The following is a 14,326-nucleotide window of genomic DNA, read 5'->3' as shown; positions in this document are numbered from 1 at the left end:
ACATGATTGACAGGGGGGAATAAAGTGGGCGTACAACTAGATGGAGCTCATCAACGCTTTGCCTTTTTTCAGAAGCGACGCCTGCTGGCGTGGGTACTTGCTTTGGTCATTTTTTGCTTGTTTGTGCTACCGGTTATCCGACTGTTTTTGCTTAGTTTTTTTCAGGAAGGCCAGCTAACATTATCCTATTATACGCAAATCTTTTCTGAACCACGAACATGGACGATTTTTGGCAATACCGTTGTGATGGTAGCGGGGGCGACAACGCTCGCGCTCGCGTTAGGATTGGTTTTTGCCTGGCTGGTTGCTTATAGCGACATTCGCTTAAAAAAATTACTGCAACTGATGATTTTAGTCCCTTTTATTATTCCGTCCTACATTTTGACATTATCATGGACACAGCTTATGAGCAGCAACGGCTGGGTGGCATCGTTGCTTCAGCTCCTTCCTTTCTCACTCGAACCGTTGCAAATGTATTCGATGGAAGGCATCATCTTTACACTTGCTTTGTCCCATTTTCCACTTGTTTTCTTATTTACAGTAGGTGTGCTGCGAAAAATTCCCCGTGAAATGGAATGGGCTGCACGGGCAAGTGGGGCAAGCAGTTGGCATGTATTCAAACAAGTAACCTTTCCTCTTGCGCTTCCAGGACTGGCCGGTGGTGGCCTGCTTGCCTTTATCGCCAATTTAGACAACTTCGGCATCCCGGCGTTTCTCGGCATCCCGGCGCAAATTACAGTGCTCAGCACAGCCATTTACCAAGAAGTAGTTGGATTTGGACCGTCTGCTTTTGCGCGGGCGGCAACGCTCTCAGTCATTTTAGCTGCTGTTGCGTTACTTGGCACATTTGCGCAATGGTGGCTTGTGCGCAAAGCAAAGCAAACCGAAACGATCCAACAAGACCATGAGCCCCGCTACCAGCTTGGGCGGCTACGCCTGCCAGTTGAACTCTCTTTATGGGCATTTTTGTTGATGATCACAGTTGTGCCGATTGCTTCTATGTTGCAATCGTCTTTGGTCAAGGCATATGGCTTGCCGTTTTCAGCGGATCATCTCACGCTTGATCATTACCGTTTTATTTTGTTTGAGAATGACCGTGTCCAAGGTGCGATTGGCAACAGCTTGCTTTTAGCAGCAGGCACAATGGCGATTTGCCTATTCGTCGGCACTGGACTCGCCTATATGCGTGCCCGTCAACCAAATGCACTTAATCGGGCGCTTGAAGTATTTGTTGGCTTCCCATATGCACTACCAGGAATGGTGCTTGCTCTGGCAATGATTTTTATGTGGCTCGAGCCGATTCCTGGCTGGAATCCAGGCGTGTATGGAACGATTGGGATTTTGTTTATTGCCTATATCACTCGGTTTATGGTGTTGCAAGTCCGGGGCAGCTATACAGCGATGGTTCAAGTCGATCCGTCGATGGAAGAGGCGGCTAGCTTATTCGGAGCACGGCCAATGGCGAAGTGGCGCCGCGTGTTAGTGCCTTTGCTACTGCCAGGTGTTTTAAGTGGCGCGTTCCTTGTATTTCTGACGGCGTTGACGGAACTGACTGTCTCCTCATTGCTATGGTCGAGCGGGTCAGAAACGATTGGGCTTATGATCTTTAACTTTGAGCAAGCCGGGTACTCGACTCATTCTACCGCTTTTTCGATGCTCATTGTCACGGCCATTTTGCTTGTAATGGTCAGTATGTATATGCTTCAGCATGTTCGAGACAGGAGGATAAAGGACATATGACAACAAAAATCACAGGCTTACGAAAAGCATTTGACGCATTTGAAGCATTGCGCTCGATCGATTTGTCGATTGAAGCTGGCGAATTTGTGGCAGTACTTGGCCCGTCAGGCTGCGGCAAAACAACACTCCTTCGGTTAATCGCTGGTTTTGAACGGCCAACAGATGGGGAGATTTACATGGACGGAGTTTGCGTTAGCACAAAAAAACATGTCGTCCCACCTGAACGCCGGAACATCGGCATGGTCTTCCAATCTTTTGCGTTGTGGCCTCATTTGAGTGTACAGGAGCAGGTAGAATTCCCATTGCGCCATCATCCCCATACGCCTGCTGACCTGAAAAAGTACTATAAAGAACGGGCTCTTGACGTTTTAAAGCTTGTAGGGCTTGGCCATTTAGGAAAACGAATGCCAAATGAGCTGTCTGGCGGACAAAAACAACGGGTAGCGCTCGCCCGGGCAATGGCCCACCAGCCATCTCTTCTGCTTATGGACGAACCACTAAGCAGTTTGGACGCCGAGCTGCGGGAAGAGATGCGCCGCGAAATTCAGAATGTGCACCGGCATACAAACAGTTCCGTCGTTTATGTCACACATGACCAAGGGGAAGCATTGGCGATGGCAGACAGAATTGTCATTATGAAAGAAGGAGAAATTGAACAAATAGGGACGCCAGAAGACATTTTCCTTTATCCTAAAACCACGTATGTCGCGACATTTGTCGGCAAAGCGACAATTCTATCTGGAAAGTGGAATGGCAACGATTTTCATCCTGACGTTGACCCTACATTACGTTGGGATGGAACAGACATTGCTGCTGCGTTTAAACAACAGCAAACGTATCCAGTTCGCCCTGACCAATGGCGACTCAACGATCAGCAACGAGGGATTAAAGCAACAATAGCGAATGTGCTTTATCAAGGAAGGGAAATCCAATATGCTGTTCAATTAGGGGAGGAAACGGTAACGGTTTACGGCTCACTAAATGAGCGTTATCGGATAGGCGATACAGTCTGTTTGCAAAAGGAAGAAGCACCAGTACCACGCAAAGCCCAAATCGGGTAGTCAGCTTGAGGGGACACAAAAGACGATGGAGATTTTGCTGTGAGCAAGACTGTTGTGAGGCGTAAGGCGAAACGCTTGTACCAACGCATCTAAGCTGATAGGAACACAAAAGGAATTAAGTCTGGCTTTGGAGCTAGGCTTAATTCCTTTCATTTCTAAACATCTTTATGGCCACTAAATAACCTGTTACAACAATAATGAGACCACGGATAAAATTGCCTACTATAAATTCAAAAGAACCACTTTCCTGAGTGGCAACATATCTACTTACAAAATAGAACATCGTCGTTGCAATAAGGAAGTACAGTAAAAAGCGTAAATACATCATTTCGTTATATCAATCCATCCATTGTTTTTATACCAATCCCTACGATCAGTAAACTTAACGGGAGCGCGATCGTTCAACGAAAAAAACAGTCTTTGCTTGGGCTGTAGCTACATTTGAAAGAGCTAGTGCTTGAGTATCTAGGTCGATATAGCAGCAATCATGGCAAGAGAAGTACTGACTAAAAGAGGGCATAAGAAGTGAGCACAAGCATGTCCCGCAAAGGAAACTGCCGATTGTATTTTCTAGGGCAGTTCCCTTTTTATTTAGAGGCTATAGGGACAGTCTCTTCGTTAATTGAGGCTATATTCATGGCCAATGGCACTTGCAATCGTTTCAAGCGTTGCGACATCTGTCACATCGAAGGCGATCGCTTCTTTCGTGCGCACGACCATGACGCCGATTTCCGTACTGTTTGCATTTTTAACGGGAAATTTTAATTCGCCGTTGCATTCCCAGCGCAAATCATTTTCAAAGCAGGAGGCAGCAACAAGCTTATGGTCGAGATTTTCATACATATAAATGCCGACCCAATCAATATATGGAACGGTGTCGACTAAGCTTTCCACTGTTTTAGCGAATATGGAGTAAACGTCCTTTTTCTTGTATACATGGGCCATTATTTTTAGCGATGCGATATCGGTAGGTATAGACAACCCTCTCACCCCTCTTTATGCAAAATTCCTTCTCCATTCTAACAGAACTGCAGGCAAGATGGATTAGAAAGTTTAGGAAAGCAGTCGATTTTGTTATACTAGAGAAAGAAGCGAGTTGGCAACTAACAAAAGTGCGACCGCCTCCACTAACAGGAGTGAGACGATGAAAACGAACAATAAACAAAAAGCGTCTTCTCGATCAAGCCAAGGCGTGTCTGTAGTCAAAGGGCAAAAGTTTCCGTTGACGATCAAGCGTATAGGCATTAATGGAGAAGGCGTTGGTTATTATAAACGCCATGTTGTCTTTGTAAAAGGCGCCTTGCCAGGGGAAGAAGTTGTCGCTGAAGTGACAAAGGCAGGGCGCTCTTTTTCAGAAGCGAAAATAAAGAAAATCCGCAAGCGATCAAATGACCGTGTTAAAGCGCCGTGCCCCATCTATGAAGAGTGCGGCGGCTGCCAGCTTCAACATATGAATTATGAGGCGACATTGGAAGGCAAGAAGGACATCGTGCGCCAAGCGTTTGTCCGCTACACAAATGTGCCAGAATCAAAGCTGCCGCTAAAAAATACGATAGGCATGGACAACCCTTGGTATTACCGCAATAAAAGCCAGCTGCAAACGCGCAAGCAAAAAGACGGCAGAGTGGCAGCAGGGCTGTATCGGGAAAATAGCCATGATTTAATTGATTTGTCCGCTTGCATGGTGCAGCATAAGCAGCTGAACCGGGTGGCACAAATTGTTAAGCAGCTGCTCGGAGATTTGCAAATTCCTATTTATAATGAGAAAACGCATAGCGGTGACATTCGGACGATTGTGACTCGAATTGGCTTTGAAACAAAGCAAATCCAACTTGTGTTTATTACAAGAACCGAAGCACTCCCGAAAAAAGAGCTGCTTATTAAACAAGTGCGGGAAAAACTGCCTGAAGTGACGTCCGTTATGCAAAACGTCAACCATGAGAAAACATCGCTTATATTCGGCGAGAAAATCGTTCATTTGTACGGTGAAAAAACGATCCATGAGCGTCTTGGAGAATACAGCTTTGACCTATCGGCACGCGCCTTTTTCCAATTAAACCCGAGCCAAACGGTTAAATTGTACAATGAAGCGAAAAAGGCGGCCTATTTAACGGGAAAAGAAAAGCTCGTTGACGCCTATTGTGGTGTCGGTACAATTGGCCAATGGCTTGGCGATCAAGCTGAAGAAGTCCGTGGCATGGATATTACCGAAGAAGCGATTGAAAATGCACGCAGCAATGCCAAAAAGCATGGAATCGCTGCTGTATATGAAGTCGGTCCTGCAGAAAAATGGCTGCCGTTGTGGCTTAAGCAAGGATTTAAACCGGACGTTATTTTAGTAGACCCTCCACGCAGCGGCTGTGACCGCCAATTGTTAAAAAGCATGCTAAAAGCGAAGCCAAAACGAATTGTCTACGTCTCATGCAATCCATCTACTCTTGCCAAAGACGTACAACATCTGATCGAAGCTGGCGGCTATGCGATTCAATCCATCCAGCCTGTCGATATGTTCCCGTGGACGGCACAGGTCGAAAGTGTAACTGAGCTGATTCTCAAATAAAAAACGTTAAAATCTTGTTTGTTTTTACTAGGAAAATGAAAAGAGCAATCGAAAAAGGGAGGGAATGGCGTGCTTAAACTTTTACAGCCTGCTAGACTGCAAAAAGGGGATAAAGTCGCAACTGTGAGCCTTAGTTGGGGAGGAGCTGGAGACAAGGAGATTCGTTGGCGTTATGAACAAGGGAAGCGGCGGATTGAAGAAGTGTTCGGTCTTGAGGTGGTAGAGATGCCCCATACGTTAAGCCCTCCTGACGAAGTATATCGCCATCCAGAAAAGCGAGCGGCAGATTTCATGGCCGCTTTTGCTGAGCCATCCATTAAAGCGATTATTTCCTGCATTGGCGGCAATGATAGCATTCGTATGCTCCCTTACATCGATTTTGAACTGATTCGCGCAAACCCGAAAATCTTTACAGGCTATTCGGATAGCACAGTTGCCCATCTTATTTGCCTGAAAGCCGGGCTTTCTAGCTTTTATGGCGTTTCTGTGCTCAATGACTTTGCAGAGAATGGTGGGATGCACCCTTACACAGTTAAATGGATTGAAACGGTGTTGTTCTCTAGCACCCCAGTTGGCCGTATCCCAGTTGCTCCCGAATGGACAGGAGAATGGCTTGAATGGGCGGTTGCTAATAAAGAGAAGCGGCGTACATACAGGCCTAACTGTGATTATGAAGTTGTACAAGGGGAGGGAGTCGTGCAAGGGCGATTAATCGGCGGTTGTTTTGAAGTGCTTGAATTTTTAAAAGGAACGCCGTTGTTTCCAGCGCATTCGCAATTTGATGGAGCAATTTTGTTTCTAGAAACGTCTGAAGTACACGCTCCTGAGTGGCTGCTTGAAGACGGGCTTCGCCAATACGGGGTATGTGGGATTTTAGAACGGATAAACGGCATTCTGTTTGCCAAACCCCAAAATGGCCACTTATATGAGGAATACAAACAAGTAATAAAAAAAGTGCTAGCTGAATTTAATTGCGGACAACTGCCTGTCCTATACAATGCTAGTTTCGGCCATAACGAGCCGAAATGTTTGCTGCCATATGGGGCACTTGCGGAAATCAATGCAAGCAATGGGACGTTTGCGATTTTGGAGCAGGGAGTACGGTAGCACTAAAAAGCTACGGCTAAAAAAAACGTAAAACTAGGCGTTCATAGTTGACCGCAAGCGCTTGTTTTCCATACGATAAAGAAGAAAGGTGGCCTGTGCACCAACAAAGGGGGCTTCACGCTTGAACTTATACAAAACGCACATCATTCATCCACATACGCATGTGCCACTTATTGTCTATTTTAACCAAACAGAAGGGTTCGTCAGTTTTGAACGGGATGAGCGCGTATTAAATGCTATGTATAATGTAAAGCGGGATTTGGCGTTGAATAAGCAATTTCAGGAAAGCCTGCGCAGAGCCACCCTGCTTTGCGAGACGCAATACCCGCTTGATACGTTGAAAGAAGCTGAAGAGTTTTTGCGCAAGATCGGAATTGATGAAAAAAACATTTATTTTGAACAAGTGCTCGTCCATTAAAAAAGCTTAGGTTCACAGACACCTAAGCTTTTTTACGTTAGCACTTGTTTGAGCGCAGCGTCAATATTGGTATACATAAAAGGGTAGTCATGCATGACCGCCTTTTTTGGGTAAGCATATGCGCCATCTAGCACCAATGTGCTCATTTCCCCGAGGGCAATTTTAATGGCGAAAGCGGGAGCTGGTAGCCAGTAAGGTCTTTCTAAAACGTTAGCGACTGAACGGTTGAGGTGTTGCATGCGCACTGGATGGGGCGCTGTTACATTGAGCGGGCCTTTTATCGATTTCGTTTGGATCGCAAAAGCCATTAAACCGACGGCATCATCAATGTGGATCCATGACATCCATTGCCTGCCAGAGCCGACTTTGCCGCCTGCATAAAGTTTGTATGGAATGATCATTTTGGCTAATGCGCCTTCCCGTTTATCAAGAACAATGCCAATCCGGGTTAACACGGTGCGGACCCCATGGGCTTCAGCTTGAACAGCGGCATTTTCCCATTTTCTCGCTACTTCAGTTAAAAAGTTGTTGTTAACTGGTCCGTCTGCTTCCGTAAATGTAATGGAGTCTGAATGGCCATAATAGCCGATAGCAGAAGCTTGAATTAGCACGCTCGGTTTTTGAGCCATCTTGCTGATGAGCGCCACTACTTCGTTCGTAGCCTCAAGCCTGCTAGCGACAATCTGAGCTTTTTTGCTTTTTGTCCACCTGCCCATTAGCGGCTCGCCAGCAAGATTGACAAATGCGTCTGTGCCCTCAAGTTGCTCGAGTGGCGAGGTCGCTGGATTCAGCCACTCCACGAATGTCAGGCGTTTTTTGTTTTGCTTATTTTTGGCGTTCCGCGTTAAAATGTAAATATCATGACCTTCATCATAAAGGCGGTTGGCAAGTTTAGAGCCAATAAACCCTGTACCACCGGCTATAGCGATTTTCATAGCATATCCCCTTTTTCGTTTTGGATGTCACTCGTTCTACACGATACCCGCTTATGCTGTTATTCACACATATTGACTACAAAGAAGGGAGGCGCGCCTACGTGGCGACGATTTCCAAAATCACCGTCCAAAAAAAAGCAAAACAGCGCTACAACGTTTTTATCGGCAAGCCAGGAGCAGAACGGTTCGCGTTTAGTGTTGACGAAGCCATCTTAGTGAAATATGGCTTGAGAAAAGGACTGGAACTGGACGAAAATGAGATCAAGGCGCTCATTGAAGCAGACGAACTAAAAAAAACGCATCATCTTGCACTTCATTATTTATCGTATCGCATGCGTACAGAAAAGGAAATACGCAATTACTTAAAAGAAAAGGACCGTCTGGACGAGCATATTGAAAAAACGATTGCCTCCCTAAAAGCGGAAAAGCTCATTGACGACCGCGCCTTTGCCGAAGCGTTTGCCCGTTCGAAAACAGCACAAACGGTGATCGGCCCTAATAAAATAAGGCAACAACTCTTGCAAAAGGGTGTAGACGCCGAGGCAATCGCGAAGGCGCTTTCGCCGTATCAAATAAAGTGGCAAATCGACGTGTTAACAGCATGGTTAGATAAACAGGAAAGGCGTGCTGTCAATCGGCGCGAATCAAATGAGCAATTAAAGCAGAAACGAACGCAGCAATTGTTGGCTAAGGGGTTTGAATATGAGGCAATTCAGGTCGCGCTTGCAAACCGAGAAGCTGACGAGGACAATGAGTGGGAGGCGCTTGTGTACCAAGGGGAGAAGCTCTTAAAATCATATGTAAAAAAATATAATGGACGGGAACTGACTTATAAATTAAAACAGGCGCTTTACCGGAAAGGGTTCGCGCTTTCGAAGATTGACCGTTTTTTACATACTGAAATGGAGGGGGAAGAGACGTAATGGAAAAACGATTTAGCGACATGGACGAATACGAATTAAAGCTGGAAATCGCGATGTTAAACGAAAAAGCAAAAAAAGCGGAGCAGCTAGGAAATAGTAATGAATACGCCGTCTATGAACGCCGGAAAACACTTGCGCAAGCGTATTTAATGGACCCGGCGGAAATTGAGCCAGGACAAGTTTATCATATGACTGATGGGGAGTCTTTTTTTGAAGTCTCCTATTTAAATGGACGCTTCGCTTGGGGCTACCGCGCCGGTGAGCGGGAGTTAGTCGGGGTGCCGATCTCATTGTTAGGCGATAAAAAAACAGCCAATTAAAAACGGGTCTCCGTTTCCGGAGACCCGTTTTTCGCACGTTACGTGCGTTTGCGCATTTGCGCTTCAAGCACAATATTGTGTTGGCTTTGTTGGGTTTCGCCATTCACTTGGTGGAAAGCGTGCTTTGCATTGGCACGCGGTGACATGAACGGATCAGTATACAAACTGTGTGAGAAACGCGAGTTTTCCTTTCCCATGAGGCATTCCTCCCAAAATTAAAGCGAGTTAAAGTGGTTGGACGATCTCATTCGTTCTTGCGGGCGGTCGCGCGTTGTACCGTCGGGACGCTTAGACGCGTGCTCATCGGCATTATTCGCTTTATTCCCGTTGAACGAAATCGGGTTTGGGAAACCTTTAGCTTTGTTTCGCATCGGTGAAACCCCCTCGCCATATCGGCTTAACTGTAGTATGTCCGGGATGGCGAGGCGCTATCGGTGGCAAACCTAACCAGTTTTATTGCCATCGTGTAAGGGCGATAGCCAATTACGTAATGATTTTCAATTTTTTTTGCAGTGCTTCTTCGCTGTAAACCCACCCAGTGTATGAGGTGACAATGTTTAGATCGGCATCGAGCTGCACAATGGCTACGAATGGGTAATGGCCTTTACTGCGATAGCGCAAATCGAAAAAACGAACTTCATAGCCGCCGTCAGTTGTCGCCTCCAGTTCCCAGCGATATGTTGGCGAAAAAGACAGGAAAGCAGCAAGATTTTTGTCTGAGCACGCTGCTTGCATGACAGGATCAGTTGGAATCGGGTCAAAGGCATAACGTTCAAAGAAAGTGATCTTTTTATTTTTTGATTGGGCTACATAAAGCATATCAGGTGTCCGAATAACAAGATGCCATTTGTTCCAGCGAATTGTCGGCGATACAAAGATATGGGTAGCATTTGGATGGTGTTGCCTTGCCTGCTTGACAACATCTCTCTTCTCACTAATCCGCCATACATAGTATAAAACCAATCCTACATAGATAACGACAAAGGATGGACCTGGGGGAAAGCCCAATGCCCATAATAAAATCCCGACAACATGGGCGCCAAAGACGACTGGGTCAAAAATATTCATGACACCAAGTGCGATCCAGCGATTCGAAAATGGCCAGAGCGCCTGTGTGCCATAGGCATTGAAAATATCAACAAACACATGTAAAAATACAGAAATTGCTGCCCACAGAAGAATCGTCGGCCAATGGGCATCTTGAAAGAAGAGCATCATTCCGCCAGAGATAATGAAAGGCCAAAGCAATAGTGCCGGAATGGAATGTGTCACGCCGCGATGATGGCGGATGTATTCTGCATTGTTTTTTAATTTTAAAACGGTATCGAAATCTGGCGCATTGGAGGCAACCAGTGTGGTGGCTAGGACGGCTGTCATCATGTAAGGCGATGAAGCAATATGGGCATCAAGTGTCGCCAGTCCAGCCAGTCCAGCCCCCATTACAATATGAGTGGATGTATCCATACGAAGAGAGCATCCTCCTTTTGCGACCAATCATGCACAATTTCGTAATTGGCGGCTGTACCTAAAAGTAATTTATGCTATAGTTATACCCGACGTTAGTGGAAAATAAGCGTCTCTTCATCATGAAGGCATTTGCTTTTCAGGTCAAGTCAAAGGGACATCAGGTGAGAAGAGTGACAGAAACATACAATGAAAACATATCATACAGCGATTTTAGGCGCCAGCTAATCGAGTGGTATCAGGCTCATAAACGGGAATTGCCTTGGCGTAAATCAAGCGATCCCTACCATATATGGGTGTCGGAAATTATGCTGCAACAAACAAGAGTTGATACAGTTATTCCTTACTATGAACAATTCATGCGTAAATTTCCTGAGATGGAAGACCTTGCTTACGCTGAAGAGGAAGAGATATTGAAAGTATGGGAAGGGCTCGGCTATTATTCCCGTGTCCGCAATTTGCAGTCCGCCGTGAGGGAAGTCGTGGAACAATATGGCAGCGTCGTGCCTGATACGCGCAAAGAAATCGAACAATTAAAAGGAGTCGGCCCTTATACCGCCGGTGCGATTTTAAGCATTGCTTATGCAAAAGCAGAGCCTGCCGTTGACGGCAATGTTATGCGTGTATTGTCACGCGTTTTTTGCATGGAAGACGATATTGGCAAACCGCAAACGAGAAAAAAGCATGAAGCGATTTTATATGAACTGATTGACAAGAGCGATCCATCAAGCTTTAACCAAGGATTAATGGAACTAGGCGCTCTTGTGTGTACACCGACTTCGCCAGGCTGCCTGCTTTGCCCCGTGCGAACGCAATGCCGCGCCTATGAACGAGGACAACAAGAGCGACTGCCGATAAAAATGAAAAAGAAAAAAGCAAAATCGATCGAGCTTGAATCGTTTTTATTAAAAACGGAAAAGGGCGAGCTGCTGATTGAAAAGCGTCCAGACAAGGGGCTACTAGCTGGCTTATGGCAGCTTCCTGTGCTTGAAGGGCGGTTTGATCAAGGGAAGCGCCAACAAAAACTTGCTGAAAAATACCATATAGAAGCGGAGCCTAGTGCTGCTAATTTTCAAGTCAAACATGTATTTAGCCATTTAATTTGGGAAATTGAGTTGTACGTAGGCATGGCGAATCGAAATGGTGAACTACCGGCGAATTGCCGAATCATAAAAGTGGAAGAATTAGAGCAGTATGCCTTTCCGGTTTCACAGCAAAAATTGTTGAATCATTGTTTGAAGGAGGGATTGCTATGAATTTGGGCTTAACGGGAAAGCGCGTATTCGTAACAGGAGGAACAAAAGGAATTGGCAAAGCAATTGCCAACGCTTTTGCTGCAGAAGGAGCCAACGTTGCTGTTTGCGCAAGGGTGACAGATGGCATAGAGGGGCTAAAAGCAGGAATTCATACGATTAGCGGCGATGTGACCAAAGCGGCTGAACGTGAGCGAATGTTTGCCGAGGCGTCAGCAGCGATCGGACCGATTGACATATTGGTCAACAATGCAGGCGGCAGCAATGGCGGAACAATTTCCGAAACGGACATCGATTTGTTTTATGAAGCGTTCGAGCTTAATTATTTTTCTGCTGTCCATTTCTCAAAGCTTGCACTGCCAGCGATGAAATCGGCAGAGAAAGGAACGATTATCAATATTTCATCAATATTTGGCCGTGAGTCAGGTGGGAAAGCGACTTATAATAGCGCAAAAGCGGCGCTAATTAGTTTCACAAAGGCTCTTGCTGACGAGACGGCAAAACAAGGCATTCGCGTCAACAGTATAGCCCCAGGCTCGATTCTTCATCCGACTGGAAATTGGCAAAAACGCCTTGATGCAGATCCAGAGGGGATTACCGAATTTGTGAATCGTGAAATTCCAGCCGGTCGGTTTGGAACTCCAGAAGAAGTAGCGGATGTCGTCGTGTTTTTAGGATCAGAAAAAGCGAGCTGGGTAACTGGAGCTACACTTGTTGTAGACGGTGGCCAGTCAAAATCGAATATATAGGACAAGCACACCGCAGTCTCGGCGGTGTGCTTTTTTAGATGCCTGGCTCGGTGTCATCTTCATTCAGCAAGTTAATTTCTTTTATTTTTGCTTTTGTTTCTTCTGTGCCAAGTTGGTATAGGCGTTCGTATACATCGTTCATGCCAACTTGAAATTCATTTTTATCGGCATCGCCGGCACGGTCGTCAAAATGCCTAAACGAAAAAAGGTTGCCGAGCTCGACATCGTGTTTATTGACTTGCCTGAGCAAGTCTTCAAACTGTTTTTTCTCTTCTTCAGTGGCGGCGATTTCGTATTCGATTAATTGGCCGTCATTTACACGTACGTTGCTAATTGTGTCCATACTAATCGGGTTTAAATTAACGTAATACAATTGTTTATCCATTTTATTACCTCCCTATTAAGAAAAGGTTTGGTCTACCTTTTGCAAGCCACCGCGACGTTCAATTTCTTTTAAAATTTGTTTGTGGCGCGAATTGCCTTGGATATTCAAGTAGGCACTAAGCTGTTGCATTCCGTGATGGAAAAAAGCAAGTTCTTCGTCTGTCCACATGTGTGGCGAAATGCCTTCTAACTCGGTTAAATCCCTGCCGTCATACACACTAAAATGCTCCTTTCCTGTGCTTTCGTGTAGTTTGGCTGTTCGAGCGCCCCCCTATGCGTTATAATGGATAAATCGTACTGACTTAGCAAGGAGCGTGTACACATGGAAAAGAAAGTGGCATTAGTGACAGGAAGCAGCCGTGGAATCGGAAAAGAGATCGCGATTTCTCTGGCAAAAGAAGGATATAACCTCGTAATCAATTACGCACGAAGCCGCTCGAATGCAGAAGCAACGGCAGCGGAAATTCGCGCACTTGGCGTTGACGTGCTTGTTGTAAAAGCCAATGTCGGCAAGCAGGAAAAAATTAAAGCGATGTTTGAACAAATTGACGACACTTTCGGGCGTCTTGATGTGTTCGTAAACAACGCTGCTTCTGGTGTGTTGCGGCCGCTGATGGAGCTTGAAGAAAGCCATTGGGATTGGACGATGGACATTAACGCCAAAGCTCTGCTATTTTGTGCTCAAGAAGCGGCAAAAAGAATGGAAAAAACCGGAGGCGGCAAAATTGTCAGCTTAAGTTCATTAGGGGCCATCCGTTATTTGGAAAATTATACGACCGTTGGCGTGTCTAAGGCGGCTGTAGAATCATTAACGCGCTACTTGGCTGTTGAACTGGCGCCAAAAGGAATTGCCGTCAATGCTGTCTCAGGTGGAGCAGTGGACACAGATGCATTGACACACTTTCCAAACCGGGATGAATTGCTAAAGGACGCAGCAGAGCGTACCCCTGCAGGACGGATCGTAGAACCAAAGGACCTTGCTAAAGCGGCCATGTTTTTATTGTCAGATGAAGCAAGTATGATTCGCGGCCAAACGATTATCGTGGATGGCGGTATTTCCTTGCTGGCATAACGTTTTATTTTTTTTTGCATAGAAAAAAACTCCACGGGAAAAGTATATAGCGTGGAGGTGATAAACCATGGACAAAGCATCAAAAACAAACAAAAACCAAGTAAGGAAGCAAAACCAAGCTTCTGAACAAGGACTTAATGCTGAATTTGCGAGCGAAACAGACGTACAAGAAGTAAAACAACAAAACGCTCAATCAGCAGCTAAAAAGAACCAACAATAATTTGTGAAACGCGAGCGCTTTGGCGCAAAAAGACACCCTTTGCCAACTAGGTTAAGGGGTGTCTTTTTTTGTCAAAATCAAGCTACTTTCGCCGTTGCGAGCCTTAACGTTTTAAATACG

Annotated in this window: 18 protein-coding genes; 11 read left to right on the top strand and 7 right to left on the bottom strand. The window is 45.7% G+C overall.

The genetic code is table 11. The features are described 5' to 3' along the window. The first annotated feature begins 24 nt into the window (after positions 1-24). Positions 25-1,740 carry an ABC transporter permease gene (locus BC8716_RS21745; protein ID WP_257251798.1) on the top strand — a complete coding sequence of 572 codons (1,716 nt, stop codon included), beginning with the start codon at positions 25-27 and terminating at the stop codon, positions 1,738-1,740. Then, the gene (locus tag BC8716_RS21740) at positions 1,737-2,801 is read left to right on the top strand and encodes an ABC transporter ATP-binding protein (protein WP_094429023.1); all 1,065 of its coding nucleotides are present in this window, start codon (positions 1,737-1,739) and stop codon (positions 2,799-2,801) included. The genes BC8716_RS21745 and BC8716_RS21740 overlap by 4 nt, the downstream gene beginning before the upstream one ends. 618 nt (positions 2,802-3,419) lie before the next feature. On the opposite strand, the gene BC8716_RS21735 is transcribed toward BC8716_RS21740, so the two are convergent. Then, positions 3,420-3,791, bottom strand: coding sequence for a GAF domain-containing protein (locus BC8716_RS21735; RefSeq protein ID WP_244835562.1), 372 nt, complete (start codon positions 3,789-3,791; stop codon positions 3,420-3,422). A gap of 154 nt (positions 3,792-3,945) precedes the next feature. On the opposite strand from BC8716_RS21735, the gene rlmD reads away from it, so the two are divergent. From rlmD to BC8716_RS21720, 3 genes are all read left to right on the top strand, one after another. Beyond that, positions 3,946-5,361: a 23S rRNA (uracil(1939)-C(5))-methyltransferase RlmD gene (gene rlmD / locus BC8716_RS21730; protein ID WP_094429021.1), complete on the top strand. Its 1,416-nt coding sequence runs from the start codon at positions 3,946-3,948 to the stop codon at positions 5,359-5,361. A gap of 69 nt (positions 5,362-5,430) precedes the next feature. After that, on the top strand, positions 5,431-6,468 hold the full coding sequence (locus BC8716_RS21725) for a S66 family peptidase (protein ID WP_094429019.1): 1,038 nt from the start codon (positions 5,431-5,433) through the stop codon (positions 6,466-6,468). A gap of 121 nt (positions 6,469-6,589) precedes the next feature. Then, positions 6,590-6,886, top strand: a complete 297-nt coding sequence (locus BC8716_RS21720) for a hypothetical protein (RefSeq protein ID WP_062749963.1) — start codon at positions 6,590-6,592, stop codon at positions 6,884-6,886. Positions 6,887-6,918: 32 nt separating this feature from the next. Here BC8716_RS21720 and BC8716_RS21715 read toward each other — a convergent pair whose 3' ends face one another. After that, the gene (locus BC8716_RS21715) at positions 6,919-7,821 is read right to left on the bottom strand and encodes a TIGR01777 family oxidoreductase (RefSeq protein WP_094429017.1); all 903 of its coding nucleotides are present in this window, start codon (positions 7,819-7,821) and stop codon (positions 6,919-6,921) included. Between the two features lie 101 nt (positions 7,822-7,922). On the opposite strand from BC8716_RS21715, the gene recX reads away from it, so the two are divergent. Together recX and BC8716_RS21705 are read left to right on the top strand one after the other, a co-directional pair. Beyond that, positions 7,923-8,744, top strand: a complete 822-nt coding sequence (gene recX / locus BC8716_RS21710; protein ID WP_157730516.1) for a recombination regulator RecX — start codon at positions 7,923-7,925, stop codon at positions 8,742-8,744. After that, a complete protein-coding gene (locus BC8716_RS21705) occupies positions 8,744-9,064 on the top strand; it encodes a YfhH family protein (protein ID WP_062749960.1) in 321 nt (106 codons plus the stop codon). The genes recX and BC8716_RS21705 overlap by 1 nt, the downstream gene beginning before the upstream one ends. Before the next feature lie 38 nt (positions 9,065-9,102). Here the strand turns inward: BC8716_RS21705 and BC8716_RS21700 are convergent, their stop codons facing one another. The 3 genes from BC8716_RS21700 to BC8716_RS21690 form a co-directional block, all read right to left on the bottom strand. Continuing rightward, positions 9,103-9,261 (bottom strand): YpzG family protein, encoded by a 159-nt coding sequence (locus BC8716_RS21700; RefSeq protein ID WP_011246157.1) that lies wholly within the window; start codon positions 9,259-9,261, stop codon positions 9,103-9,105. 18 nt (positions 9,262-9,279) lie between these two features. Beyond that, on the bottom strand, positions 9,280-9,435 hold the full coding sequence (gene sspK, locus BC8716_RS21695; protein WP_011246158.1) for a small, acid-soluble spore protein K: 156 nt from the start codon (positions 9,433-9,435) through the stop codon (positions 9,280-9,282). A gap of 112 nt (positions 9,436-9,547) precedes the next feature. Further along, the gene (locus tag BC8716_RS21690; RefSeq protein WP_094429013.1) at positions 9,548-10,528 is read right to left on the bottom strand and encodes a metal-dependent hydrolase; all 981 of its coding nucleotides are present in this window, start codon (positions 10,526-10,528) and stop codon (positions 9,548-9,550) included. A gap of 173 nt (positions 10,529-10,701) precedes the next feature. On the opposite strand from BC8716_RS21690, the gene mutY reads away from it, so the two are divergent. Then, positions 10,702-11,784 (top strand): A/G-specific adenine glycosylase, encoded by a 1,083-nt coding sequence (gene mutY, locus BC8716_RS21685; RefSeq protein ID WP_094429011.1) that lies wholly within the window; start codon positions 10,702-10,704, stop codon positions 11,782-11,784. Then, the gene (locus tag BC8716_RS21680) at positions 11,781-12,530 is read left to right on the top strand and encodes an SDR family NAD(P)-dependent oxidoreductase (RefSeq protein ID WP_094429009.1); all 750 of its coding nucleotides are present in this window, start codon (positions 11,781-11,783) and stop codon (positions 12,528-12,530) included. The genes mutY and BC8716_RS21680 overlap by 4 nt, the downstream gene beginning before the upstream one ends. 34 nt (positions 12,531-12,564) lie before the next feature. On the opposite strand, the gene BC8716_RS21675 is transcribed toward BC8716_RS21680, so the two are convergent. Both BC8716_RS21675 and yfhS read right to left on the bottom strand, forming a co-directional pair. Then, on the bottom strand, positions 12,565-12,915 hold the full coding sequence (locus BC8716_RS21675; protein ID WP_094429007.1) for a hypothetical protein: 351 nt from the start codon (positions 12,913-12,915) through the stop codon (positions 12,565-12,567). A gap of 15 nt (positions 12,916-12,930) precedes the next feature. Further along, the gene (gene yfhS / locus BC8716_RS21670) at positions 12,931-13,131 is read right to left on the bottom strand and encodes a mother cell protein YfhS (RefSeq protein WP_094429005.1); all 201 of its coding nucleotides are present in this window, start codon (positions 13,129-13,131) and stop codon (positions 12,931-12,933) included. A 105-nt stretch (positions 13,132-13,236) separates the two neighbouring features. On the opposite strand from yfhS, the gene fabL reads away from it, so the two are divergent. Both fabL and BC8716_RS21660 read left to right on the top strand, forming a co-directional pair. Further along, on the top strand, positions 13,237-13,986 hold the full coding sequence (fabL, locus tag BC8716_RS21665) for an enoyl-[acyl-carrier-protein] reductase FabL (protein WP_011246164.1): 750 nt from the start codon (positions 13,237-13,239) through the stop codon (positions 13,984-13,986). A 67-nt stretch (positions 13,987-14,053) separates the two neighbouring features. After that, positions 14,054-14,206, top strand: coding sequence for a gamma-type small acid-soluble spore protein (locus BC8716_RS21660; protein ID WP_062749953.1), 153 nt, complete (start codon positions 14,054-14,056; stop codon positions 14,204-14,206). Positions 14,207-14,326: the final 120 nt, after the last annotated feature.

Origin of the sequence: Shouchella clausii (assembly GCF_002250115.1) — a bacterium.
GTDB lineage: Bacteria > Bacillota > Bacilli > Bacillales > Bacillaceae_D > Shouchella > Shouchella clausii.
This window is presented reverse-complemented; position numbering and strand designations above follow the sequence as displayed.

What these genes read in the sequence shown, in the direction of transcription:
- BC8716_RS21740 (WP_094429023.1), top strand. Translation starts at nt 1,737, where the DNA reads ATGACAACAAAAATCACAGGCTTACGAAAAGCATTTGACGCATTTGAA.
- rlmD (WP_094429021.1), top strand. Translation starts at nt 3,946, where the DNA reads ATGAAAACGAACAATAAACAAAAAGCGTCTTCTCGATCAAGCCAAGGC.
- BC8716_RS21715 (WP_094429017.1), bottom strand. Translation starts at nt 7,821, where the DNA reads ATGAAAATCGCTATAGCCGGTGGTACAGGGTTTATTGGCTCTAAACTT.
- BC8716_RS21705 (WP_062749960.1), top strand. Translation starts at nt 8,744, where the DNA reads ATGGAAAAACGATTTAGCGACATGGACGAATACGAATTAAAGCTGGAA.
- BC8716_RS21700 (WP_011246157.1), bottom strand. Translation starts at nt 9,261, where the DNA reads ATGGGAAAGGAAAACTCGCGTTTCTCACACAGTTTGTATACTGATCCG.
- sspK (WP_011246158.1), bottom strand. Translation starts at nt 9,435, where the DNA reads ATGCGAAACAAAGCTAAAGGTTTCCCAAACCCGATTTCGTTCAACGGG.
- BC8716_RS21690 (WP_094429013.1), bottom strand. Translation starts at nt 10,528, where the DNA reads ATGGATACATCCACTCATATTGTAATGGGGGCTGGACTGGCTGGACTG.
- BC8716_RS21680 (WP_094429009.1), top strand. Translation starts at nt 11,781, where the DNA reads ATGAATTTGGGCTTAACGGGAAAGCGCGTATTCGTAACAGGAGGAACA.
- BC8716_RS21675 (WP_094429007.1), bottom strand. Translation starts at nt 12,915, where the DNA reads ATGGATAAACAATTGTATTACGTTAATTTAAACCCGATTAGTATGGAC.
- fabL (WP_011246164.1), top strand. Translation starts at nt 13,237, where the DNA reads ATGGAAAAGAAAGTGGCATTAGTGACAGGAAGCAGCCGTGGAATCGGA.
- BC8716_RS21660 (WP_062749953.1), top strand. Translation starts at nt 14,054, where the DNA reads ATGGACAAAGCATCAAAAACAAACAAAAACCAAGTAAGGAAGCAAAAC.